Origin of the sequence: Bradyrhizobium sp. S69 (assembly GCF_009766005.1) — a bacterium.
Lineage (GTDB): Bacteria > Pseudomonadota > Alphaproteobacteria > Rhizobiales > Xanthobacteraceae > Bradyrhizobium.
On record NZ_LMUK01000038.1, the window covers coordinates 97,523 to 120,483 of the forward strand.

The window sequence follows — 22,961 nt, forward strand, 5'->3', positions numbered from 1 at the left end:
AACCCGATGACAGTCGATCTTGAGGACGTGGCCAAGCAGAAAGGCATCAAATACTTCCTGGTCTCGTATACGGACCTGTTCGGGGTGCAGCGCGCCAAGCTGGTGCCGGCCGCCGCTATAAACGGAATGGCCAAAAATGGCGCCGGCTTTGCGGGTTTCGCAACTTGGCTGGATCTGTCGCCGGCAGACGCCGACATGTTCGCGGTGCCAGATCCGCAAAGCCTGGTGCAATTGCCTTGGAAGCCCGAGGTTGGCTGGCTTGCGGCGGATTTGCACATGGATGGCGCGGAAATCGCCCAGGGGCCGCGCAACCTGCTGAAAAAGCTCAAAGGGGAGGCTCTGCGAAAAGGACTGCAGATCAAGACCGGTGTTGAGTGCGAATTCTTTCTTACCACTCCCGACGGTCTCGCTGTTTGCGACGGAGCAGACCGGCAGGCCAAGCCCTGCTATGACCAGTCGGCATTGATGCGGCAGTACGATATCATCGCGGAAATGTCGGACGCGATGCTTGCGCTGGGCTGGAAACCCTACCAAAGCGACCATGAGGACGCGAACGGCCAATTCGAGATGAACTGGGACTACGACGACACGCTGGTGACCGCTGACCGCCATTCGTTCTTCAAGTATATGGCCAAGTCCGTGGCTGAGAAGCACGGCTTGCGCGCGACGTTCATGCCGAAGCCTTTCCTCGATCTGACCGGATCGGGATGCCATGCCCACGTATCCCTGTGGCAAGAGGGAAAGAATCTGTTCGAGAGCGAGACCGGCGAATTGGGGATCTCCGAACTAGGATATAATTTTATCGGGGGCATCATCCACTCCGCTGACGCTTTATGCGCGCTCTTCAATCCGACAGTGAATTCCTACAAGCGTATCAATGCGCCCAGGACGACGTCGGGTGCGACGTGGGCACCTAATACCGTGACTTATACCGGAAACAACCGCACCCACATGATTCGCATCCCAGATGCCGGCCGGTTTGAAGTTCGGCTCGCGGACGCCGCGGCGAACCCATATCTCCTGCAGGCGGGAATCATAGCGGCCGGCCTTGATGGCATTGAAAGCAAACGAGATCCCGGCAAAAGGCTGGACATCAACATGTACACGGAAGGACACACCGTAAAAGATGCGAAGCGCCTGCCGCTAAACATGCTTGATGCACTCCGAGCCCTGGATATGAGTTCGACCATGCGAGAGCGGTTGGGAGAATTTGTTCCTGCTTTTCTGAAACTGAAGCACGATGAATGGAACAGTTACTGCCGCCACTTGACGCAGTGGGAGCGGGACGCGACGCTGGATTGCTAACCTAGTTCGCGCATCAGATCCGGGATCGAGCCACGTAGGCCCCATGAGCAAAGTATTTCTTAAGAATTGGAAAATCTAACGAACCAAAGCTAAACTTGCGTCCAGGCGGCATGCGCTATGCATGATTTCCAACATTCGTCGCAGGAGAAGCGCCAGTGTCGCTCAGGGATGTGTCCTCCGTTGACTTTCAGCTATTCGGCGACATCGTCGCTCGATTCGGCGATCCCGGGTCATTTGGAGAATTACACCCGGAAACCCTGACTGACATAGCGCGGCTCTTGCGCGCCGATTACGCGGCATCCTATGTATGGTGCGGGAAGAGCGGCACTTCCAGCGGAGGTGTCGCCTGGAATATGGAATCCGACCACGTCAACAGATACGAAAATTGGTTTCAATACCGGGATCCAATGACGCGCGAGCTCCGCCAACGCTGCCACGCGACGCCGGTGGACGCGGTCATTTCGTCTGACGCGCTGTCTCGTACCGAATTCTTCAACGATTTTCTCGCACGCGACGGGCTGCATCATGGAATGAGCATGTTCGTCGTCGACGGCGCGCGGGACGTAAGGGATTTTCGGATATGGCGCGCAAAGGGCAAAGCCGAATTCAGTCCGCGAGACATCGCGCTCCTTGACGCGCTGGAGCCGTTTGCTCGGCGTTCGTTGCGGCGAAGCGGGAGGGCCGCCACTAATCTCACCCCCCGAGAAGCGGAAGTAGCAAATCTCGTCGCCCGGGGATGCACCGACAGGGACATTGGCCGCGTCTTGAAAATATCTTTTGCCACGGTGCGAACCCACATCAACAACGCGATGCAAAAGCACGGGTATGCAAATAGAGCAGAGCTCGCCGCGCTGGTGGCACGCTGCGCTGCGCTGTCTGCCGGAGGCGCAACGGCTCCCGCACTGCACGGCGGTCCGTAGAGCACGTCCTGACGGTCCAGGCAACAAATGCGAACTCGCCTGTGTCTGCCGTGCGGATCATTCCAGGGTCAGTTGCGAAACAGCCTTTCATAGAGGGTGGTACCACCGCAGCTTGAAGGACCACCTGGTCGCGGTAACCCGAGGCGAGCGTCGATCCATCTGGAGTCTGCAATTATCCGCCAAGACCGTTAAGCCGGAGCCCCTGCGCCTGTCCGGATGCTCAGCGTGCATGTATCCGCCTCAACATTTGTGTCGATGGCGTGACGTCGCTTCCAGCGGCTAGGGTCCCGAGTGCCGGCGCAAGTCTAACTGAACATCCCGCAGGGGCGCGCGCGAGAGCAGCAGGATGCATACAGATGAAGAGAACCCGCATGCGGGAGTTCACCTCGGCATTGGTTGTCGCTCTTGGCCGCTACCGCGATGACGCTGTCTGGGACTTGCGTGGTGCCCGACGAACTAAATCGGGCAAGCTGAAAGGCACCGCTCGGGGTCGCCCGGGGGTAGCCGCCTATTAGGTTTAACGGAATGGGAGGATAGACAATGCGAAAACCAATGGTGCCTACGCGAAGGCAATTTCTCGGCTACTCGTCCAGCGCGCTTGTTGGTCTTGCCGCGTTCCCGTCAAGCCGAGCGAAGGCGGATGCTGCGGAGTTCAAGGTTGGGATGTTTCTTCCGCAAGGCGGACCGGCTTCGATATTCCTGGCAGGAGGCCGCGCTTGTGCAGAACTTGCTGTCGATGAAGTGAATGCCGGCGGCGGGATAAGCGGACGCAAGGTCCGTCTGGTGTTTGCAGACGGGGGGGTGGCGCCTGCCGAGGCCGCCAAAAGCGCCATCCGCCTCATTCTCGACGAGCGCGTCGAGATCATCACAGGTTCCCACGATGGCGGCGTACGTGAGGCGCTGGTCTCCGCAATAAAGGGCAAGGTGCCTTATGTGTTCAGTCCGGTGACCGAAAACGGAAATTGCTCCGCCAATACGTACTATTTGGGCGAAACCGCGCAACAGCAGAACGAAATCATATTCGACGCGCTGGTGAAACCCCGCAACTTGAAGAGCTTCTACCTGGTCGGTAACGACTATAGCTGGCCGCGTGCCGTCAATGAAAACAGCAAGAAGTTCATCGCCGAATCGGGCGGAAAAATCGTCGGGGAGGAATACGTCCCCTTCGGTACGCCCAACAGGTTCGAGGAGATCGTCACCCGCATCAAATCGGTGAATCCCGACGTCATTCTTATAACTCTCGTCGGTGGCGACAACGTCACGTTCAACCGCACGTTCGGAGCTTTCGGCACCGACGGTCGGATACTACGCGTGGGGTATCTCCTGGAAGAGCAGACACTTGCCGGAATAGGAGCGGACGGAAGCCGCAATCTATTTTCCGCCCTTGGTTACTTTTCGACCGCGCCGGGGGGCGCCGGTGATCAATTCAAGCAGGCGTTCTCGGCCAAATTTGGCGAGACGTCCCCACAGCTCTTTGCACAGGTCGGAACGATCGGAGTCGATTCCTACGCTGCCGTCCATTTTGCGAGGGCACTCATAGCCAAGGCCGGCAGTACGAAGGCCCGCGATTGCATGGCAGCCTCTGAAGGTCTGAGCTTCACGACCGCAACCGGGCCCGCCGTCATGATGCACCGGTACGTAAACCGGACAATGTACCTCGCCGAATGCAAGGGAACGACATTCTCGGTGGTCGCTACCAAGGAAGGCGTTCGGAACGAAAGCTCATGCAAGACCTGATTGCCGCCCAAACCATAAATTTGATCTACGCGGTGACGTTGCTTGCAGTGCTCTCCCTCGGACTGGCGGTCATCTTTGGGTTGCTCGGGGTGCTCAATCTGGCGCATGGCGAGTTCATCATGCTCGGCGCCTATTGCGCGGTCGTTGTTCGCCAGAATGGGTGGCCATTCCTCACAGCTATCCCTCTCGCAATCCTCGTGTGCGGATCGATCGGGTATGTGATCGAAGTCTTGATTATGCGGCGACTGTACCGGCGTACGTTCGACACGCTTGTGGCGACCTGGGGACTTAGTCTCCTGCTTCGCAAAAGCGCGGAGGCCGTTTTCGGGCTCACCTACCGCAGCGTCGAGACGCCTCTGCCGGGCACGATCGATGTATTCGGCGTTCCCTATCCGGCATACCGTCTCGCCGTGATCGGCCTGGGCGCAACCGCCATATTCGTGTTGGCGATTTGGTACGGCAACAGTCGGACCGGCCTCCGCATCAGGGCGATGACCGGGAACCCGGAACTTGCGCAGTCGCTTGGCTTGTCAGTGAAGCGATTGGCCGCCGGAACGTTCGTCACCGGGACATGCCTCGCCGCTCTTAGCGGCGTCATGATTGCGCCGCTGGTGCCCGTCTTCCCGTACATGGGGTTGGATTACGTGTTGCGCACCTTCTTCGTAATCGTCGTCGGAGGACTCGGAAGCGTGATCGGCCTTGTTTATGGTGCGTTGGCGATAGGCGGACTTGACAGTGCGGTCTCCGCCTTCAGCAACGGAACATACGGATATCTGTCGGTGATCGTGTTAGCGATTGCATTCCTTTGGCTTCGGCCACGGGGGATCCATGTCCGCGGCTAAAGCTGGCATCATGGTCGTACTCGCCGTTCCGTTCGCATTCGGCGAATACGCCTTGTATCAAATGTCACTCTACTTCCTGTACGCCGTCGCGGCTGTCGGCGTCGGGTTGTGCTGGGGGCAGGTCGGGGTTCTTCCACTCGGGCACGCGCTGTTCTTCGGCATCGCCGCCTATCTCGCCGGATTCGTCCTGATCGCGGGAGACAATGCGCCCTGGCTTTTGCTGTTGCTTCCGCTCGCCGCGCTCGTAGCGGGAATCATCGCTTTCGCTATCGGCATCCTCGTTTTCCGGAGAGTGGGCGAAAGCGGTCCATATTTTTCGATGATCACGCTGGCCCTTTCCCTTCTAGCATTCCAGGTCACAACGAACTGGGCGTCCTTGACGGGGGGATTTGACGGCCTAAAAGACATTCCTTCGCTGCCTGGCCTCGACAGCACAATGGCAAACTACGCTGCCTCGGCCGCCGCGCTAGTCGCCGTGCTTGCAGGCGGCCATTGGCTCATGGCTTCTCCGCTCGGGGTGTTGTGGCGTGCCATCGCGCAGAATGAGCGTCGCGTCGCCTTATTTGGATTCAATACGAATCTGCTCAAGGCCGTCGCCTTCGGAATCAGCGGCCTTTTCGCCGGCATTGGCGGGACGATCTACGCAAGCCAGCAAGGTTTCGTCACGCCGCAGGTCGTCGGCTTCGGTCTTTCTGCTGAATTAGTGATCTGGGCCGCCGTCGGCGGCCGAGGTTCGCTCGTCGGCCCGGTGATCGGCACGCTACTCATCGGAACTCTGACATCCGAGCTCCGCGACACATTTCGTTTTTGGGAGGTCCTGACCGCCGTATCCTTCATAGTTGTTGTTCTCTTCTTTCCCAGCGGGCTAGTCGGCCTAATGGATCCGGTCGTGCGTTGGTTGGATGGAAAACCCAAAGTCAGAGATGATATCGAAGCGCCTGTCTCTGTCCGCAACGGCGCTCCGCCCCGACGATTGAAAATCGACCAGGTGACTGTTAGGGCCGGTGAAGTCCTGATCCTGGACCGGCTCAACTTGGACCTGGGGTCAAAGGGAATCTCTTGCATCATCGGGCCGAACGGCGCCGGCAAGACATCGACCTTCAACGTCGTCTCGGGCGAGATGCGGGCCTCGCAGGGCGTCGTGACCTATGGCGATCTAGTTTTGACACGGATGGCTGCGCACAGGATCGCCGCCACAGCCGGCATCGGTCGCAAGCTTCAATTTCCGAGCGTGTTTCCCGATCTTTCAATAGCAGAAAATCTTGCCATTGCGCTCTGGAGCGGCCGGGCGTCCGCTTCAGATCTGCTCCGCCCGTGGGTCCGGCGCTGGACAAGCCCGCTACTTCGCCAGTTGAGGCTCCGCTATGCATTTCTCTCTTCCGGAGCCCGCAAGGCGTCCGAATTGTCGCATGGCGAGCGGCAAATCCTCGAACTTTCAATGGCAATTTTGACAGAACCAAGGATCCTGCTTCTTGACGAACCTTGTGCCGGTCTTTCGCCCGACGAGACTTCGACCGTCATCGATGTCATCCGATGGGCGAGCGAAGCGACAGGTTGCGCCGTTGTGATCATAGAGCACGACATGAGCCTTGTGCTGAAGTTGGCCGACGCCGTGTACGTATTGCACAACGGCACGCTACTGGCACGAGGGTCGGTAAAGGAAATTCAGGCGAACGAAGACGTCAGATCGATTTATGCTGGAAACCGAAAATGAGCAACGCGCGCCTCGCATTCGTAGATCTTACGGGCGGCTACGGCGGCGCTATCGTCGTCCGCGGAATTAGCGGCAACGTCCGGGCCGGCGAAGTCCTCTGCGTCCTGGGACGTAACGGCGTCGGTAAGAGCACTCTGGTAAAGTTGCTTATGGGGCATTTGCGCTGTTGGAGCGGTGAGATATTACATACCGGCACGGCGATCCAGCACCTCGAATGCTCGGCACGCAGCCGATACGGCATCAGCTACTGCCCGCAGGAACGGACGGTGTTCGACGACTTGTCGGTACGCAACAATCTCACGCTCATGGGCGACAACCGGGATTTGGGACGCTTTGAAGCGTATTTCGCAAGATTCCCGATTCTCAAGAGGCGTCTCAAGCAGCAAGCGGGTTCGCTTTCCGGCGGCGAGAAGAAGATCCTCTCGTTTTCGCGCGCGCTTAGCGAAGGAAAAGGCGTTACATTGCTCGACGAACCGAGCGAGGGCGTCCAGTGGGAGAACATCCTCCACATGGCCGCGCTCATCAATGACAGCAAGCGCGCAGGCGCATCAATGGTCATTGTCGAACAGAATCTAGAATTCGCGGAAACGATCGCGGATCGGTACCTCGTTCTCGATCAAGGCCGCGTTGTGCTTGAGGGCACGCGACGCGACCTGAACCGCGAAGATTTGCTCTCCCATCTGCACGTATAGGTATCGCCGGTAGTGGTGAAAGTCTCGCTATAAAAAAGGAGGATGCGAAAATGTCGACATTTAGGGAATACAGGAACTACGACGCAATGGGGTTGGCCTCCCTCATGAAGAAGGGCGAAGTTTCGCGCACGGAGGTGCTGGAGACCGCCATCGGTCTTCTGGAGGAACTCAATCCGAAGCTGAATGCGGTCGTTTATAAGGAATACGATCGCGCGAGATCCGCGACCGCGTCGGCGGAAGGTCCGCTTGCCGGCGTTCCGTTCCTTATGAAAGATACCAACGACCTTAAAGGCGCTCCGACCGGGTGGGGGTCCAAACTTTATCAGAAGCTCGTGGCCGAGATGACCGACACGTTGACGAAAAGACATCAGGACGCCGGCTTGGTGATCTTCGGCAAGACAAATGTTCCGGAGTTTGCCTTGGTCGGAACTACAGAGCCCCTTGTCACCGGTCCGTCGCGCAATCCTTTCGACACCAACCTGACACCGGGAGGTTCGTCCGGTGGTTCAGCCGCAGCCGTGGCCGCCCGAATTGTTCCCGCCGCGGGTGCCAGCGACGGCGGCGGCTCGATAAGGTGTCCAGCCTCGGCATGCGGTGTATTCGGCCTAAAGCCAACGCGTGCCCGCAACCCGTCCGGTCCCGTCGTGGGCGAGGGATGGCAGAGCCTGCTGCAGCAGCACGTCGTCACCCGAAGCGTACGCGATAGTGCCGCCATACTCGACGCCACACATGGTCCCGAACTGGGTGATCCGTACGGACTTGCCGCGCCGGCAAGACCCTTTCTGGAAGAAGTGGGTAGCGACCCCGGATCCTTAAAGATCGCGCTCATGACGGACTACGCAAACGGGCCACCCACCGATCGGATATGCGCGGTCGCCGCGCAGGACGCCGCCAGATTGTGCGAGTCTCACGGCCATAACGTCGAAGTGGCGGCTCTTCCGATTGCGGTGGAAGATATGTTCAGGTTGCTAGGAACGGTCTGCTCTGTCTGGGTCCGTAGCATGCTCAAGCGGCGCGGGGCCCAAATTGGCCGCGAGGTGACGGAATCGGACGTGGAGCCGATGACATGGGAGATGTACAATCTCGCCGACAAGATAACCTCGACGGAGTACTACGATACGATCGAGGCTATCCATCAAACGGGGCGTAGAGTGGCTGCATTCTTCGAAAAATATGACGCCCTCATCACGCCCGGTCTGGCGAAGTTGCCAGTCCCCTTGGGCAACATCAACACGTCGCTCAGTCTCGCGGAAGCCGGCGGAGCATTGGCCAACTTCTGTCCGTTTACGACGACTTTCAACGTGACCGGACAGCCCGCCGCGTCAATACCGCTTTCATGGACGCCGGAAGGCCTGCCTGTCGGCGTACAGCTTGTGACCCGTTTCGGCGACGAGGCCACGCTGTTGAGGCTCGCATCCCAGCTCGAGAAGAGCGCACCGTGGGAGTCGCGATACGCCGGCATCAGGGTTTAGCCGGCGTCAAGGTGCACGATACGCTTCCGGGTGCCCCTTGCGGTCGCCCGGGTGCGGGGTCCGCAGCCGCGGCCAGGTCATTCTCGCCGCGGGTAGATGATGACGGAAAGGTACGTCATGGGGGCTTTGATGAGCTCTTCGGGACCGTGGCGACCTGCCGCGTCGAAGAAGAGCGCATCGCCCGGCTCCAAAAGATAGCTGCGGTCGGCGTGCCTGTATCTGACCTTGCCGCTCAGCATATAAATGAACTCTACGCCGGCATGCCGGAAGTCAGTGTAGGGTTCGGCATCGCCCTTGAGCGTGATCAGGTACGGTTCGACTGTCACCTCGCCGCCGAGGGAATGACCCAGGAGATCGTAAAGGTGACCTGCCTTCGTGCCGCGGCGTTCGATTCTGACTCCCGTACCCGCTTTCACGAACGAGCAGTCGCGCTGCTCGCCCGTCTCGTGAAACAGGCGCGTGATAGGCACGTTTAGCGCCTTCGCTAAGGATGATAAAGTTGCCAGTGACGGCGAGATGGAGCCGGTCTCGATCTTTGAGAGCATGCCGGTCGAGATGCCGGATGCAGCGCCAAGTTCCGCAACGGTGAGGTCGAAGCTCTTGCGAAGCCTGCGCACCTCAGCGCCGATCTCCGATTCCAGTGTCGGTGGGATTTCCTTCGGCGCGAGCGAACCGGTTAGAAGCTCGGACCCCCTCGTGCGCTTGCTACCGGGCTTGCCGCGCTGGGGAACACTTTTCTTCAAAATCGTTTCTCTGTCCTGGGTGGGCCTGGGGCAAGTCTAGGCCTGGCAGCGGCGCCTGACGAGGATATCCGCTCGAATCATGCGGAATCCTAACAAAAATTAGGCGGCGTAGTCCTTGAAACGGGCTTTTGGGCAACGGGAATACCTACCAGGGCGATTTTGGCGGTGGCAATGGCAGCCAAAAATCGCAGAAAGGCCCACTCATCTGCGGGCGGGGCGGCTTCGCGGATGCTTCGAAATCGCCCTTTGGAGGAGCCGCCCGGTGCAAGTTGCTGTGCCCAGAGATTAAGTCCAGGCCCGCGAAGCGGCTCTGCTAGAAGCCCCCTCGACGTACTCGGGCGGCCTCAACGGTATTCTTCAGGAGACACGCTATAGTCATCGGCCCGACGCCGCCCGGAACCGGCGTGATCGCTTGCGCGACCTCGATGGCTTCGGCGAACGCAACGTCGCCGACCAGCCGGGATTTTCCGGTCTCATCGGTCACACGATTTATGCCGACGTCGATGACGATAGCGCCCGGCTTGATCCACGTTCCGCGGATCATTTCCGGCCGGCCGACCGCCGCGACGAGGATATCTGCGGCCCGGGCGATTGCCGGGAGATCCCTGCTCTTCGAATGCGCGATGGTGACGGTGCAGCCTTCCTTGAGCAGCAATTGGGCCACCGGCTTCCCGACGATATTCGAACGCCCTACGACTACGGCGTTCAGCCCGGACATATCGGAACGTACGGCCCTCAGCAGCATCAGGGATCCGAGTGGTGTGCAGGGGACGATGCCTCCCGCTCCTATAGTCGTGAGGCCGACGTTAATGGGATGGAAGCCGTCCACATCCTTCGCGGGATCGATGGCGCGTATCACCTTGTCGGCGTCAATCTGTGCCGGCAGCGGCAATTGCACCAGAATGCCGTCGACAGATTGATTCGTGTTAAGTTTATCTACCACTGCGAGCAGATCGGCTTCCGTCGTATCGGCGGCAAGGCGATATTCGAACGACTCCATGCCGACTTCCACGGTCTGCTTGGCCTTGGAGCGGACGTATACCTGGCTCGCCGGGTCGTCGCCCACCAGCACGACGGCGAGCCCGGGCCTGATGCCCTTGGAGACAAGTTTTGCGACGTCGTGAGCGAGAGCCGCCCTTAGTTGGGAAGCGAGCGCCTTACCGTCGATGATTTGCGCCGTCATGTGTCAATCCCTGAAGACGACGGTCTTATGCGCGTTCGCGAATGCGCGCCCGTCCAGATGAAAGGAAACGGCGCGCGAAAGCACGCGGCGTTCGATGTCCCGACCCCTGCGTATGAGATCCTCAGGGCTGTCCTGATGGCTGATGCGCTCGACGTCCTGCTCGATGATCGGGCCTTCATCGAGGTCCGCCGTAACATAGTGTGCCGTGGCGCCGATCAGTTTGACCCCACGCGCATGCGCCTGGTGATACGGCCTTGCCCCCTTGAAGCCGGGAAGGAAGCTGTGGTGGATGTTGATGCAGCGGCCGGATAGAAATGTCGCCAGATCATCCGACAGAATCTGCATATAACGCGCGAGTACGACGAGATCGGCATTCGTGACCGCGACGATCTTCTTGATCTGCGCTTCCTGCTGTGGCTTGGTCCCCGCGGTGACCGGCAGATGGTGAAACGGTATCGCGTCGAAATCCGCGGAAAACGTCTCACGCGGATGGTTCGAAACGATGCCTACGACATCCATCCTCAGTTCGCCGATGCGCCAGCGGTAGAGCAGATCGACCAGACAATGGTCGGATTTCGACGCCAAAAGCAGTACTTTTTGGCGTTCGTATCGGGGTCGTATTTTCCATTTCATCCCGTAATGGTCGCCGATCGGCGTGAAACCCTTGATGATATTTCCGATTTCATTCTCGTCATGGAGATTGAACACGATACGCGCGAAGAAGTGGTTGGTCTCCGTGTCGTCGTATTGGTGGGCCTCGCGTATATTGCCGCCATGGGCGAACAATTCGGCCGTAACCCGTGCGACGATCCCGGGTTGGTTTGGACAGGACAACGTCAAAAGATACGGTTCGGACATCGGTGCCTCGGGCAAAGGTTGGAGAAAGCGGATGCGTCAGGATGCGGCGGCTAATTCGAACCAATGACGAATGTTCGACGCAAAGCTTCGGAAAGTTGCGATCTCGAACGTCGGAACATCGTCAAGCTGCCAGAGCACGACGCCGATGTGTTCGATCACCGTAGTTGCGGCGGATCCACTCCTGAAAACGGCCGGATGCAAATCGATGAATACGCCGCGCTGAAGCGTTTCGCGGGCGCCGGAGCCTGCAATCCGTAATACGACATAGCTTCCCGACTGATCCGAGACCGAGGCCAATCCGTTGAGCTTGTTCGCAAGTTGCGTGACCCAATCCGCCTCCGGTGTTTCAGCAAGCGCAAGCCAGGTTCCGGGGCCCGTGCCGATCAGAGCCAGACGTGCGTCGGCCGCGCGCTCAGGTCCATCCGGAGGCAGGAAGCCAAGAACTGCGCCGATGACCGCCGGCTGGATGCCTTTACGGGCCATGATCGTAGCCATTCCCAGGCCCGGACGCTCGGTCAACCTATAATCACTATCCACGGACGCGCACTCCTTCAGGATCGACGAACACCGGGTCGCAGATTTCGGCAGCGAAATCGGGTCCGCGAACGGGGTCATGAACTGTGACGAGTTCACCATGGCGTGCCGCTCCGCCCTGAAGCAGAGCGAGCCCGATCCATTGGCCGCGTGAGGGTGAGTATGCCGCCGAGGTGATGTAGCCTTGATCATTGGCGGCCAAAGGGTCACGGCCCTGTGGCAGGAGGTGCGCGCCAGCCCTCAGACGGGCGCCGCCCAACGGGCGGACACCTACTAGCGATGGGCGATTGGTGTCTGACAATGCCGGACGTTCCGCCATCGCGCGCCCGATGTAGTCCTTTTTCTTCGACATCATCCGACCCATTGCCAGGTCGGCGGCGGTGGTCTGACCGTTGATTTCGTTTCCGGCCGGATGTCCCTTCTCGATGCGCATCACGCCCAGCGCTTCGGTGCCGTATGGAACGGCGTGGAATGCGTCACCGGCCGTGAAAAGCGCGCGGACAAGCATTTCGCCGTGCGACGCCGGCACGCTGATCTCGTAGGCGAGCTCGCCGGAAAACGAGAGGCGGGAAAGCCGCGCGGGCAAATTGCGCCAACGAAGTTCGATGGCGGCCATGAAGGCGAAACTGTCGTTCGAAAGATCGAGATCGGGCAGGAGCATCTGCAGCAGCGGACGCGAAAGGGGGCCGGCGACGGAATAGGTCGACCATTGTTCGGTGACCGAAGTGGCTTGAACGTCGAGTTCCGGCCACAGCACCTGCCTTGCATAGTCGATGTGCTGCATGATTTTTGCTGCATTCAGCGTGGTGGTCGTGACGTAGAAACGGTCCTCCCCGAGCCTGGCAGTCGTACCGTCATCCATCACGAATCCGTCTTCGCGCAGCATGACTCCGTACCGGGCTCGGCCGACCGGCAGAGTCGAAAACATGTTGATGTAAAGTCGGTCGAGGAGAATTCCGGCGTCCGGGCCATGGACATCGATCTTTCCCAAGGTGGAGACGTCGCATATGCCGACACCGCTGCGCGTCATCGACACTTCGCGGCTGACCGTCTGGAGCCAGTCTCGCTCTCCTGGGTGCGCGAACCATTGGGCCCGCTTCCAAAGGCCGGCGTCGACAAAGGTCGCGCCGCGTTCCCTGGCCCACTCGTGGCTGGCAGTTCGACGCTCCGGGCGGAAGGCTGTGTTTTGATGGTGTCCGGCGAGGGCGCCTATTGCGACCGGCAGATACGGCGGCCTCGACATTATCGTGCCGGCCTCCGCGATCGACTTGCCGGTGGCGGCTGCGAGCACGGCGTGGCCGTTCAATTGGCTCGTCTTGCCCTGATCCGTCGCCATACCGAGCGTGGTGTAGCGCTTCAAATGTTCGATCGAAACGAAACCTTCCCGCGCCGCGAGGCTGACGTCGGCATCGGTCACGTCATTCTGGAAGTCGACGAAGGCTTTTGAGCGGTGTCCGCGCGAGTACCAGGGAGGCGACGATGCGGAAGGTTCATCGCCGGCCAAGGGCGCAGGCGCCACCGCCGAGGTCCGGCCCAACTCGCGCAAGGTCTCCTCCGCCGCCCGAACGCCGTCCGCAAGGGATCCGGAGAGTGAGAAATGGCCTGCCGCAGCGCCTGTGGCTTTCATTCCCGGAGGAGCGGTATTGAGGACGAAACTGTGTACCAGATCGGACCACACTGGGCGGTCGCCGAGATTGCTGCCGAGACCGATGGAAGGATTCCAGCCGCCCGACATGAGCACCAGATCCGCGGAGATGCGTCGCCGGCTGCCGTCCTTTAAAAGAACGTCGACTGACCTGACAGTCCGGCCGTGTACGTCAGTCAGGGCGGCCCCGCTCAGGATCTCTATTCCGGCCTGCCGGAGGCGGGCCGCCGCGGGCGGTTGGGAATCGGTCCGTGGGTCGACGACGGCCGCGAGTTGAACGCCTGCGGACATCAGATCCTCAGCTGCGCTCCAACCGCTGTCTGTCGTGGTGAAAACTACTGCCCGACGGCCCGGAACAGCGGCAAAACGGTTCACGTAGGTTGCAGCGGCTGACGCAGTCATGACTCCGGGCTTATCGTTGCCGCCAAACACGAGCGGTCTCTCGATGGCGCCGGTTGCCAGAATCGTGCGGCCAGCGATGATTTTCCAGAATCTTTGCCGGGACTTGCCGGGCGGGATGTTGCCGAGATGGTCGGAAACCTGCTCCAACGCGCCGTATTCGCAGCCGTCGTAGGCACCGAATATCTGCGTGCGGCTGAGCAACGTTACGTTTGGCGTAGCCCGCAATTCGGCGACCGTATCGTCGACCCATTTTCCCGCGGCAGCTTCGTTGATAACGTGCCGCTCCGAGCAAAGGCGTCCGCCCAGCACCCAGTCTCCGTCGGCTATGATGACCCGCAAACCGGCACGTGCGGCCGTAACCGCCGCGATCAGTCCGGACGGTCCGGCGCCGATAACAAGCAGATCGCAGAATCCATGCGCGCGCTCATAGCTGTCCGGATCGGGCTCCATTGAGAGCTGACCGAGGCCGGCGGCGCGGCGGATAATCGGTTCGTAGAGCTTCTCCCAGTATTTTGCCGGCCACATGAAGGTCTTGTAGTAGAAGCCGGCCACCAGGATCGGCGCAAAGACCTGATTCAACGCCATTACATCGACCGAGAGGGTTGGCCATCGATTTTGGCTCTTAGCTTCGAGTCCTTCGAAGAGCTGCACCGTGGTGGCACGGGTGTTCGGCTCGGCGCGGGCGCCTGAGCGGAGCGTGACGAGCGCATTCGGCTCCTCGCTGCCGGCAGTCAGGATTCCCCGAGGACGGTGATACTTGAAAGAGCGGCCGACCAACTTGACGCCATTCGCGATTAGCGCCGAAGCCAGTGTGTCGCCGGCAAAACCCGCGTGCTTCATTCCGTCGAATGTAAAGTTCAGCGGTTGAGCGCGGTCGATCAGACCGCCGAAGGAAAGACGGCTCATCGGGAGTCCTCCCGGGCGAGCACGGCTGCCGATATGCGGTGCGTTCGCGTGTCCCGCGTCACGGTGATCCAGTTGCGGCAGCCCTGGGCGTGATACCAGTGCTCCCGCATCGGGCCCGGGACATTGTCGCGAAGATAGACGTAGTCGTACATGCCCTCCTCTGAAGAAGGCCGGGTCGGGGCGGCATCGCCGCGGTATACGAACTCACGGGAGTCGCGTTGGCCGCAGTACGGGCAGGGTAAACGCATCTTACCGTCCTCAGTGCAGATTAGGTTGGGCGCCTTGCCCTTTTTCGTCGATGATGCGGCCGGTGGCGAACCGGTCCAGCCGGTAAGCAACTGCCGTCTCCTCAGGCCGATCGGTTGCCAGCAAATGCGCGAAAGCGAGGCCCGATGCCGGCGTTGCCTTGAAGCCGCCGTAGCACCAACCCGCATTCAGATAGAGGCCCTCAATGGGCGAACGGTCGATGATCGGCGATCCATCCATCGACATGTCCACGATGCCGCCCCAGCTTCGCAGCAGGCGGGCTCTTCCGATCATCGGCATGATTGCCATGCCGCCTTCGCAGACGTCTTCGACGGTAGGAAGATTGCCGCGGCTCGCGTAGCTGTTGTAGCCGTCGATGTCGCCGCCGAAAACGAGACCGCCTTTGTCGGATTGGCTGATATAAAAGTGGCCGGCGCCGAATGTGATGACGCCCGGGATGATGGGCTTCAGCGCTTCCGATACGAAGGCCTGGAGCACATGGCTTTCGATGGGAAGCCGGAGCCCCGCCATCGCGGCCACGCGCGACGAGTTGCCGGCCACCGCCACTCCAACCTTTTTGGCGCGAATGCTCCCGCGCGTTGTTTCCACGCCCACGACGGTACCGTCCGCGGTACGCATGAAACCGGTAAGTTCGCAGTTTTGAATGATGTCGACTCCGAGGTCGGAGGCGGCTCGGGCGTAGCCCCAGACGACGGCATCGTGTCTTGCCGTCCCGCCTCGGCGCTGTAGCAGCCCCCCCATGACTGGAAAACGTGCATTGTCGAAATTCAAGTAAGGCGCCATGTTCCGGACGTGGGCAGTATCTAGAAGTTCGGCATCAACGCCGTGCAGGCGCATTGCGTTTCCGCGGCGTGCGAACGCGTCGCGCTGCCCATCCGAATGATAGAGGTTCAGAACGCCGCGCTGGCTGACCATCGCATTGTAGTTCAGGTCCTGTTCCAGACCTTCCCACAACTTCATGGAGCGTTCGTAGAACGCGGTATTGCCCTCAAGTCCGTAGTTCGAACGGATGATCGTCGTGTTGCGACCGGCGTTGCCGCCACCGATCCACGATTTTTCAATTACCGCAACATTGGTGATGCCGTGTACCTTGGCCAGATAGTACGCCGTCGCCAGACCGTGTCCGCCGCCGCCGACGATGACCACATCATATGCATCCCGGGGAACGGCATCGCGCCATGTCCGTTGCCAGCGCCCGTGGCCGGAAAACGCGTTCGCGACTAGTCCGAAGATCGAAAAGCGCATGGTTTCATCGGCGAAATGTTGTTGATCTGGAGGAAACTTACGACATAAAAGGGGTCATGATTTGACGCAGGACGACGTTTTTATGCCTCAGAACGACATTGATGACGAAGCGGCGCCCAAGATGCTTGGACTTCTGCTGATCGATGGGTTTGCGCTAATGTCTTACGCTTCCGTGATCGAACCTTTCCGCGCGGCGAACACCCTCGCCGGCCGGGAGTTGTATCGCTGGACCCATATTTCTGTCGACGGACGGCAGGTACGTGCGTCGACGGGCGCCGGCATGCTCGCCGACCAAGCGGTCGGCGAGCCGATTTTCTGCGATACCCTGTTCGTGTTTGCTGCAGGGGATCCGACAGCGTTCTCCGATCCGAAGACGTTCGCTTGGCTTAGGCGTCTGGCTCGCGCGAACGTGCGGCTCGCCGGCGTTTCGGGCGGACCCTTTCTGCTGGCGCGAGCCGGGCTCCTGACAGGCTATCGGGCGACGATTCATTGGGACCATCGGTCCGCTTTCCTGGAAGCTTTCCCGACGTCCGACCTCGAGCCCGGGCTCTACGTGATCGACAGGCGCCGGCTCACTTGCGCGGGGGGGACTGCGGGACTCGATCTGGCCATCGAGCTGATAGAGCGCGAACACGGCCACGAACTCGCCTTGCAGGTCGGTGAATGGTTCATTCGGACCGAACCTCGTCCGGGGGCCAAATCACAGCGTCTGAGTTTGCGCGAGCGCGTGGGGATCGGCAATGATCGGGTCATCAGAGTTCTAGCCGAAATGGAAGCTAGTCTCGAACAGCCGACCGGAATGCGCAAACTGGCCCAAGTCGCCGGCGTCTCTGTGCGCCAGCTCGAACGTCTTTTCGCCGCGCATCTGCGCGAAACCGTTGGAGAATGCTATCTCAGGATCAGGCTTGAGAAGGCCGCAGAGCTTCTGCGGAAGACCGGATTGTCGGTTACCGCGATCGGGCTCGCCTGCGGTTTTCAAAGCAGCAGCCACTTCTCCCGTAGCTACAAGTCGAGATACGAAATGACACCGAGTTCGGATCGGATCCGGGCCGCACTGCAACCGCGCAAACTGAATCGCTCGGATGCGTCGCACCAGGCCGATAAGGTAAGGCGGCGACATCCTGGAATTTCACGCGTTGTTTGATCATCGCCTACTGCTCGCTTCAATCGCGCCCCCGAGTCTGGTTGCGCGTTCGCTTCCTTTGCATTTAGCACCAATTAGGCGTCGACGAGCTTTGCTAGGCGGATCAATCCACATTCGGTAAATGGCCAGCATTTGATGGCTTATCTTTCGGTTTCGCCCCGTTTACAGAGCCGCCGATCGTGCGGACGCTCCGGCCGCCGAAGCAGGCGCTCCTTCGCGAAATGAGCCCGCCGATGATGCTGACCATCGATACGATCGGTTCCGATCAGATCGGCGCTTCCGCCGAGATTTGGGCTCCAGTAAGAGGAGTGGGACGCTGACAAGCGCGGGCTGGTCAAGCGCGAAATCCCCTTCCTAAGATTCACTTCCTCGGTCGCTTCTTCCAACGGGGCCAATCTTCGACGGCTGCCAACCTGGCAGGCTCGCGAAGCCGTCAGCTCTTCTTGCTTTCGAATTCGAAGAATATCGGCGTCGGCCGGAACGTGGACTTCTGCGAAGGGTTTGCACCACGAGCTGCAGCAAGCGCCTCTTGGCAGCCAAGCTCGTGAAAAGGAATGCCCAAATGCCTAAGACTCGTCAAGAGTCGACTTTCTCTTCGGGCGGCGAGACGTGCGCCGCCTGGCTGTATCCCGTCCTGAGCGATCCTGGCCCTCGCCCAATCATTGTCATGGCCCACGGATTGACTGGCACGCGCCGCGACCGGCTTAATTCTTTCGCTGAGCGTTTCGCGGCCGGTGGCATTACTGCTCTTGTATTCGACCACCGCGGCTTCGGAGACAGCACCGGTGAGCCGGATCTGTTTGATCCTGCTCGGCAGCTCGAAGACTGGCGGAGCGCCATCGCGTTCGCCCGATCCCTCCCCAACATCGATCGCGGCCGCGTGGCGACATTCGGATCGTCTCTCGGGGGTGGTAACGCGCTTGCGGCGGCGGCCGAAGATCCTCTAATAGCCGCCGCCATCAGCCAGGTTCCTTTCTTGGACATGAGCCAAGCATTTGCTAACACTCGCGAGGTTGCGGAGAAGATGCATGCGGTAGCAGCTGAACGCGGGTTTCTGCCGGCCGTTGGGCAGCCAAACGAGGCTGCGTTCATCAACGCACCCGGCGCTGAAGCTGGCTGGCGTCGCGTCGTCGCAATCGGCGACGAATCGCGTTGGCGAAACCGAGTGTCGGCTGCCTGGCTGCTGGAATCTCCGTATCACGTGATCCAGCATGCAGACAGTCTTCACTGCCCATGGCTGGTGTGCGTCGCCGGGAATGACCAAGTCGCCACGCCTGCTCTCGCGATCGACGCCGCGCGGCGAGCCCCGAAAGGCGAGCTCTGCATATATCCCGACATCGACCATTTCGATATCTACGACGGCCCGCCACATGAGGCAGTCGTAGCGGACGAACTCGCGTTCCTTTCCCGGCACCTGCTCGGGCGAACGATCCACGGGATTCCCAAAGCGGGATCTGTGTTCTCTCGAGTTTACGTCCCTCCGAAGAGTGCAGCACAAAATGGGGACGGCCACTCAGAGAAGGTTTCCCAGGCAACGTCGGTTGCACCAGACGATGGCGTCACGGCTCTTACGCAGCTCGGACTAATCAAGGCTGTCTGATCGGCGATCGAATCCCTCAGGCGGGCTTCGTCCCGCGAACTTCAGAAGAGGCCCGCTAGGTGCGGGCCTCTCCTTTTCCGGACTTGGCCCTTCGGTAGTTTGACGTAAGGGCTCTACATCAATCCTGGCTTCAAAAGCGCAAATCGGAGGCCCAGACCGGGTCGATGCGTAACTTCATTCATAGTGACGCGCACCGACGAACAGGAACATACCGAAATGCCCCGCATAGGATATGCACTCGGCGCTTTCAATTTATTCCGCATCGCCCACCTTCAATCTGAATCTGCTCCGGCAGGCGAAACACCGCTGTGACGATTTGATCGCGGGAGTTGTCTCAGATGGACGCTTATCGCCCGCAGGGGTATTGATCCCATGATTCCGCTCGAAGAGCGGCTTGAAGTCGTGCCCAGCATACGTTTCGTTGATGCCGCATTGCCGGCATTGACCCACGGTAAACTCGGAATCTGGCGCGAGCTACGGTTCGATATCGCGTTCAAGGGCGATGACTGGCGCGGGACCGAGAAGGAAAATCGGCTGGAGCGCGACTTCGCGGGCGTGGGCGCTGAGATCGTGTATTCCCTATACACAATCGCGCCCGCTACAGCCGCTTGATTTGAGCGGAAATGTAATCGCCGATTGAGAAATCGCCGCAATGAGAAAGCTCGTCGTCACGATTCGACCATAATGAATTGCGGTCGGGGCGCGCCGAATTGCGGAGGATGCAGACTCCGCCACCGGTCCAGATTCAGTCCCACATGTACCGAAAGGCATCGCGTCAAAGACGCGTCGTTGTGCAAGACGGCAGTTCGCCCGGACAGGAGGAGGACGGACGTGAGCCGTCCTCCTCCTGTCTGAAATGACGCGCTACGGAAAGTCGAACCGCGGCGTAGCTGTATCGCAGCGCTTCGGTCAGCGCCTCTTGAAAGATCATATCCATCGTATTCACCCATTCTCTTTCCGGCGTGAATATCGATTTTCTGCGGCCGACTCGCACTCTCGAAATTACTTTCAAATTGAAAAGGACATAAATCGCCATTGTTCTCATCGGGCGTAGCTGGGGCGGATATCACCCTCGGTTAACATTAGGCTCACTTTCCGATCGAGTCGCGACCGTTACTTGTCCGCTCCGTCTACTGCTTATTTTCTGTGGGGAGCGCTCCATGCGTCGCTTCAACTCTACGTCTTCAAATCCAAAGGGACCTCTTATTGGAAGCAAGAACCGGAGTGCGGGCGGGTCCGAACACGGCCACAAACTGCGCCTTCCAGGTCGGTAAATGGTTCGTTCGGACCGAATCTCTGCGACCGCGTGGGGGGCGGCAACGACCGGGTCATCAGAGTTCTGGCGAAAATGGAAGCAAGTCTCGGACGGCCGATCGGAGTGCGCAAACTGGCCCAAGTCGCCGGCGTCTCTGTGCGCCAGTTCAAACATCTTTTTGCCGCGCATCTGCGCGAGGCCGTTGGAGAATGCTACCTCAGGATCAGGCCTGAGAAGGCCGCAGAGCTTCTGCGAACGACTAGATTGCTGGTTACCGCGAACGGGTTTGGCTGCGGTTTTCGGAGCAGCAGCCACTTCGCCCGTAGTGACAAGTCGAGATACAGATTGGCACCGAGTTCGGACCGGACCCGGGCCGCGCTGCAACCGCGCGAAATGGATCGCTCGGATGCATCGCACCACGCCGATAAGGTAAGGCGGCGACGCCCTGGAATTTCAAGCATTCTTTTATGGACCGCCTACGGCTCGCTTTGATCGCGCACCCGGGCCCGGACGCGCGTGCACTTCCTTTTTAGCGGCTCGCCGTGACCGCCTCTATCGGCTTGCACCCGTGGCGAGCGACGTTCCGCCCTACCGCCGAAGGGAGCGAAACCGTGTGGGATTTCCGGTAAGCCGCTTGTAGAGTTAGTCCCTTCGGCAACTGGCGATGTCCGACTTGTAATACGTTGCGGATCCGGGAAGGCTTTCGCGCCGGGTCCGAAAGGTGCCTCTGCGAGCTGATTGCGTTCAAACGCCGGGGAATGCCCAAATATTCATGGTGGCGATGCCCTCACGCAGCTTTTTTATAGGCACATAGTCCGGAGAGTTCCAGAAGGCGTGGATGGACTCTATCGTTGGAAATTCCAACATAATCACCGATCGTGTATCATGCTCGCCTTCGAGCAGCTCCACCTTTGCGTCTCTGGCCGCTAACTTTCCGCCGAACTTAGTAACGAACGGAACGATCGCCTCGCGGTACTTCTGAAATTGAGGTTCGTCCTCGACAGTGCCTTGAACAACAAGATATGCAGACATAACCGATCCTCGTTCCGTTCCTCACTGCGGCTGGTGAGTGCTGTAAGCGTAATGGTCCCGCGGTCCGCCGTCCGCGCTCCCGATATAGGCCTCGGGTCAACCGCAACGGTTGACGGTGCCGACGACGTCCGATCTAAGCTTGCATGCAGACCTTTTCGGGGTCCGTTGATATCTTTCAAACGTGCCAAATTTGGACTTATGCACCGCCGCCTCCTACCTTTTCCGGCAGGGAAGCGTCTCGCCTGCTGCGACCGAACGAGATTCGACGACTTGCCTTCCCAGGCCGGCAACACATGTGACAGCTTATCGCGACACGATGATCATCGGACGACGCTTTCATTTGAGAAACGGCAGCATTAGTTTGGCTCGGGCGCGAGATATGTCTCGCGACGGATGGTCCGCTGATGCAATATGAATTAAACGTCTTCTGACAAACCGGCTGTTTTAAATGACATCCACCAGCGGATAACTGATGCACAACCCGCAAGCCATCGATCATTTCGAAATTGATGACCAGTCGATCGCACTGCTCGTCAGAACCTTCTACGGAAGAGCGCGTCAGGACGAACTCATCGGGCCGATTTTTAACCGCACCGTGAGGGACTGGGAGCACCATATCGGTAAAATCACAGACTTCTGGTCGTCCGTGATGCTCCGCACGAGCCGCTACGATGGGCGCCCGATGCGTCCGCACCTCATGATGTCTCTTGAAGGAGAACATTTCGATAGATGGCTCCTGATTTTCGCGGACACTGCGCGCGAACTCTATTCGACGGAGGTAGCCAACGCGTTCATCTCGATGTCCCGTCGAATTGCCGACAGCTTCGAGATGGCGATCGGAACGCAGCGGGGCGAAGTTCGAATGCCGAGACACAGCAAGCCTTGAACAGAGCGCTGACCGTCCGCTCAAAGCGCGTTTCGGGGAAATGCGACGACGGTACCTGCATCCGCGACACGCACGCGGTCTGGTTCAGTGGTCGGTGGACTTTGCTGGGTAGCGGAAAACCGCTCAATCATTGCCGTGCGGCCGGTCGGATCGAGAGACTTGGAAGTCCGCGATTCCGAGATTTCCATCGCTGCAATGCCGCCGCTGCCGCCGGGCATCACGCGCGCGTCCTCCCAAGACCGCATTACGAGGCTTGTATGATCCGGGGACTTGAGCGCAAAGTTAGCCAGTTTCCGGAGACCGACGCTGACACGAGGCCAGTGTTCGATCAGCGGAGCCCAGCTCCCTCCGTCTTTCAGGATACCGTTCACGATCCCGTTTGAGATCGGATCTACAGGGAGCAGGGCGCTCACGCTCGCGACGATGTCGAGAACGTGCGCGCCAGCCGGAAGATCGACAACCAAGCCGGTACGATTTTCTCCAAATCGGACGAATTTCATTGCGCTCTCCTACTGTGACCGTGGCGATTAGTGCAGGATAGAAGGCCGCCTCGCAAAACAACTCCGCTTCTTGCTCTTG

21 protein-coding genes are annotated in these 22,961 nt (G+C 59.5%); 12 read left to right on the forward strand and 9 right to left on the reverse strand.

Annotation, left to right across the window (positions count from 1 at the left end; all coding sequences use genetic code 11):
• Positions 1 to 6 precede the first annotated feature (6 nt).
• The 7 genes from glnT (at position 7) to GSQ88_RS15275 (ending at position 8,682) form a co-directional block, all read left to right on the forward strand.
• A complete protein-coding gene (glnT, locus tag GSQ88_RS15245; RefSeq protein WP_159008565.1) occupies positions 7 to 1,305 on the forward strand; it encodes a type III glutamate--ammonia ligase in 1,299 nt (432 codons plus the stop codon).
• Between the two features lie 155 nt (positions 1,306 to 1,460).
• On the forward strand, positions 1,461 to 2,225 hold the full coding sequence (locus GSQ88_RS15250) for a response regulator transcription factor (protein WP_159008566.1): 765 nt from the start codon (positions 1,461 to 1,463) through the stop codon (positions 2,223 to 2,225).
• 540 nt (positions 2,226 to 2,765) lie between these two features.
• Positions 2,766 to 3,962, forward strand: a complete 1,197-nt coding sequence (locus tag GSQ88_RS15255) for a substrate-binding domain-containing protein (protein ID WP_159008567.1) — start codon at positions 2,766 to 2,768, stop codon at positions 3,960 to 3,962.
• Entirely contained in the window at positions 3,950 to 4,804 is an 855-nt protein-coding gene (locus GSQ88_RS15260; RefSeq protein ID WP_159008568.1) for a branched-chain amino acid ABC transporter permease, read from the forward strand. Before GSQ88_RS15255 ends, GSQ88_RS15260 begins: the two co-directional genes overlap by 13 nt.
• A 10-nt stretch (positions 4,805 to 4,814) precedes the next feature.
• On the forward strand, positions 4,815 to 6,518 hold the full coding sequence (locus GSQ88_RS15265; RefSeq protein ID WP_246784809.1) for a branched-chain amino acid ABC transporter ATP-binding protein/permease: 1,704 nt from the start codon (positions 4,815 to 4,817) through the stop codon (positions 6,516 to 6,518).
• Positions 6,515 to 7,210, forward strand: coding sequence for an ATP-binding cassette domain-containing protein (locus GSQ88_RS15270; RefSeq protein ID WP_159008570.1), 696 nt, complete (start codon positions 6,515 to 6,517; stop codon positions 7,208 to 7,210). Before GSQ88_RS15265 ends, GSQ88_RS15270 begins: the two co-directional genes overlap by 4 nt.
• 50 nt (positions 7,211 to 7,260) lie before the next feature.
• A complete protein-coding gene (locus GSQ88_RS15275; protein WP_159008571.1) occupies positions 7,261 to 8,682 on the forward strand; it encodes an amidase in 1,422 nt (473 codons plus the stop codon).
• 77 nt (positions 8,683 to 8,759) lie between these two features.
• Here the strand turns inward: GSQ88_RS15275 and GSQ88_RS15280 are convergent, their stop codons facing one another.
• The 7 genes from GSQ88_RS15280 to GSQ88_RS15310 form a co-directional block, all read right to left on the reverse strand.
• Positions 8,760 to 9,425 (reverse strand): helix-turn-helix domain-containing protein, encoded by a 666-nt coding sequence (locus GSQ88_RS15280; RefSeq protein WP_159008572.1) that lies wholly within the window; start codon positions 9,423 to 9,425, stop codon positions 8,760 to 8,762.
• A 313-nt stretch (positions 9,426 to 9,738) separates the two neighbouring features.
• Positions 9,739 to 10,608, reverse strand: a complete 870-nt coding sequence (folD, locus tag GSQ88_RS15285; protein WP_159008573.1) for a bifunctional methylenetetrahydrofolate dehydrogenase/methenyltetrahydrofolate cyclohydrolase FolD — start codon at positions 10,606 to 10,608, stop codon at positions 9,739 to 9,741.
• A 3-nt stretch (positions 10,609 to 10,611) separates the two neighbouring features.
• The gene (gene purU, locus GSQ88_RS15290) at positions 10,612 to 11,466 is read right to left on the reverse strand and encodes a formyltetrahydrofolate deformylase (protein WP_159008574.1); all 855 of its coding nucleotides are present in this window, start codon (positions 11,464 to 11,466) and stop codon (positions 10,612 to 10,614) included.
• A gap of 36 nt (positions 11,467 to 11,502) precedes the next feature.
• Positions 11,503 to 11,949 carry a sarcosine oxidase subunit gamma gene (locus GSQ88_RS15295; RefSeq protein ID WP_210253820.1) on the reverse strand — a complete coding sequence of 149 codons (447 nt, stop codon included), beginning with the start codon at positions 11,947 to 11,949 and terminating at the stop codon, positions 11,503 to 11,505.
• A gap of 46 nt (positions 11,950 to 11,995) precedes the next feature.
• The gene (locus GSQ88_RS15300) at positions 11,996 to 14,953 is read right to left on the reverse strand and encodes a sarcosine oxidase subunit alpha family protein (protein WP_159008576.1); all 2,958 of its coding nucleotides are present in this window, start codon (positions 14,951 to 14,953) and stop codon (positions 11,996 to 11,998) included.
• A complete protein-coding gene (locus GSQ88_RS15305) occupies positions 14,950 to 15,201 on the reverse strand; it encodes a sarcosine oxidase subunit delta (RefSeq protein WP_159008577.1) in 252 nt (83 codons plus the stop codon). Before GSQ88_RS15305 ends, GSQ88_RS15300 begins: the two co-directional genes overlap by 4 nt.
• 10 nt (positions 15,202 to 15,211) lie before the next feature.
• Positions 15,212 to 16,465 (reverse strand): sarcosine oxidase subunit beta family protein, encoded by a 1,254-nt coding sequence (locus GSQ88_RS15310; RefSeq protein ID WP_159008578.1) that lies wholly within the window; start codon positions 16,463 to 16,465, stop codon positions 15,212 to 15,214.
• Positions 16,466 to 16,526: 61 nt separating this feature from the next.
• Between GSQ88_RS15310 and GSQ88_RS15315 the strand changes: the two genes are divergently transcribed.
• The 4 genes from GSQ88_RS15315 (at position 16,527) to GSQ88_RS36185 (ending at position 20,956) form a co-directional block, all read left to right on the forward strand.
• On the forward strand, positions 16,527 to 17,609 hold the full coding sequence (locus tag GSQ88_RS15315; RefSeq protein ID WP_246784810.1) for a GlxA family transcriptional regulator: 1,083 nt from the start codon (positions 16,527 to 16,529) through the stop codon (positions 17,607 to 17,609).
• Positions 17,610 to 18,138: 529 nt separating this feature from the next.
• Positions 18,139 to 19,209 (forward strand): alpha/beta hydrolase, encoded by a 1,071-nt coding sequence (locus GSQ88_RS15320; RefSeq protein WP_159008579.1) that lies wholly within the window; start codon positions 18,139 to 18,141, stop codon positions 19,207 to 19,209.
• Between the two features lie 372 nt (positions 19,210 to 19,581).
• The gene (locus GSQ88_RS35250) at positions 19,582 to 19,821 is read left to right on the forward strand and encodes a hypothetical protein (protein WP_210253821.1); all 240 of its coding nucleotides are present in this window, start codon (positions 19,582 to 19,584) and stop codon (positions 19,819 to 19,821) included.
• Between the two features lie 736 nt (positions 19,822 to 20,557).
• Entirely contained in the window at positions 20,558 to 20,956 is a 399-nt protein-coding gene (locus GSQ88_RS36185; protein ID WP_159008580.1) for a helix-turn-helix domain-containing protein, read from the forward strand.
• 252 nt (positions 20,957 to 21,208) lie between these two features.
• On the opposite strand, the gene GSQ88_RS15335 is transcribed toward GSQ88_RS36185, so the two are convergent.
• Positions 21,209 to 21,496 carry a DUF1330 domain-containing protein gene (locus GSQ88_RS15335; RefSeq protein WP_159008581.1) on the reverse strand — a complete coding sequence of 96 codons (288 nt, stop codon included), beginning with the start codon at positions 21,494 to 21,496 and terminating at the stop codon, positions 21,209 to 21,211.
• Between the two features lie 472 nt (positions 21,497 to 21,968).
• On the opposite strand from GSQ88_RS15335, the gene GSQ88_RS15340 reads away from it, so the two are divergent.
• Positions 21,969 to 22,382, forward strand: coding sequence for a group III truncated hemoglobin (locus GSQ88_RS15340; RefSeq protein ID WP_159008582.1), 414 nt, complete (start codon positions 21,969 to 21,971; stop codon positions 22,380 to 22,382).
• A gap of 20 nt (positions 22,383 to 22,402) precedes the next feature.
• On the opposite strand, the gene GSQ88_RS15345 is transcribed toward GSQ88_RS15340, so the two are convergent.
• Positions 22,403 to 22,882 carry a hypothetical protein gene (locus GSQ88_RS15345; RefSeq protein ID WP_159008583.1) on the reverse strand — a complete coding sequence of 160 codons (480 nt, stop codon included), beginning with the start codon at positions 22,880 to 22,882 and terminating at the stop codon, positions 22,403 to 22,405.
• Positions 22,883 to 22,961 lie beyond the last annotated feature (79 nt).

Excerpts from the sequence above, each read along its gene's own strand:
- glnT (WP_159008565.1), top strand. The coding sequence starts at position 7 with ATGACAGTCGATCTTGAGGACGTGGCCAAGCAGAAAGGCATCAAATAC.
- GSQ88_RS15255 (WP_159008567.1), top strand. The coding sequence starts at position 2,766 with ATGCGAAAACCAATGGTGCCTACGCGAAGGCAATTTCTCGGCTACTCG.
- GSQ88_RS15260 (WP_159008568.1), top strand. The coding sequence starts at position 3,950 with ATGCAAGACCTGATTGCCGCCCAAACCATAAATTTGATCTACGCGGTG.
- GSQ88_RS15265 (WP_246784809.1), top strand. The coding sequence starts at position 4,815 with ATGGTCGTACTCGCCGTTCCGTTCGCATTCGGCGAATACGCCTTGTAT.
- GSQ88_RS15270 (WP_159008570.1), top strand. The coding sequence starts at position 6,515 with ATGAGCAACGCGCGCCTCGCATTCGTAGATCTTACGGGCGGCTACGGC.
- GSQ88_RS15275 (WP_159008571.1), top strand. The coding sequence starts at position 7,261 with ATGTCGACATTTAGGGAATACAGGAACTACGACGCAATGGGGTTGGCC.
- folD (WP_159008573.1), bottom strand. The coding sequence starts at position 10,608 with ATGACGGCGCAAATCATCGACGGTAAGGCGCTCGCTTCCCAACTAAGG.
- purU (WP_159008574.1), bottom strand. The coding sequence starts at position 11,466 with ATGTCCGAACCGTATCTTTTGACGTTGTCCTGTCCAAACCAACCCGGG.
- GSQ88_RS15295 (WP_210253820.1), bottom strand. The coding sequence starts at position 11,949 with ATGGCCCGTAAAGGCATCCAGCCGGCGGTCATCGGCGCAGTTCTTGGC.
- GSQ88_RS15300 (WP_159008576.1), bottom strand. The coding sequence starts at position 14,953 with ATGAGCCGTCTTTCCTTCGGCGGTCTGATCGACCGCGCTCAACCGCTG.
- GSQ88_RS15305 (WP_159008577.1), bottom strand. The coding sequence starts at position 15,201 with ATGCGTTTACCCTGCCCGTACTGCGGCCAACGCGACTCCCGTGAGTTC.
- GSQ88_RS15310 (WP_159008578.1), bottom strand. The coding sequence starts at position 16,465 with ATGCGCTTTTCGATCTTCGGACTAGTCGCGAACGCGTTTTCCGGCCAC.
- GSQ88_RS35250 (WP_210253821.1), top strand. The coding sequence starts at position 19,582 with ATGATTCCGCTCGAAGAGCGGCTTGAAGTCGTGCCCAGCATACGTTTC.
- GSQ88_RS36185 (WP_159008580.1), top strand. The coding sequence starts at position 20,558 with ATGGAAGCAAGTCTCGGACGGCCGATCGGAGTGCGCAAACTGGCCCAA.
- GSQ88_RS15335 (WP_159008581.1), bottom strand. The coding sequence starts at position 21,496 with ATGTCTGCATATCTTGTTGTTCAAGGCACTGTCGAGGACGAACCTCAA.
- GSQ88_RS15340 (WP_159008582.1), top strand. The coding sequence starts at position 21,969 with ATGCACAACCCGCAAGCCATCGATCATTTCGAAATTGATGACCAGTCG.
- GSQ88_RS15345 (WP_159008583.1), bottom strand. The coding sequence starts at position 22,882 with ATGAAATTCGTCCGATTTGGAGAAAATCGTACCGGCTTGGTTGTCGAT.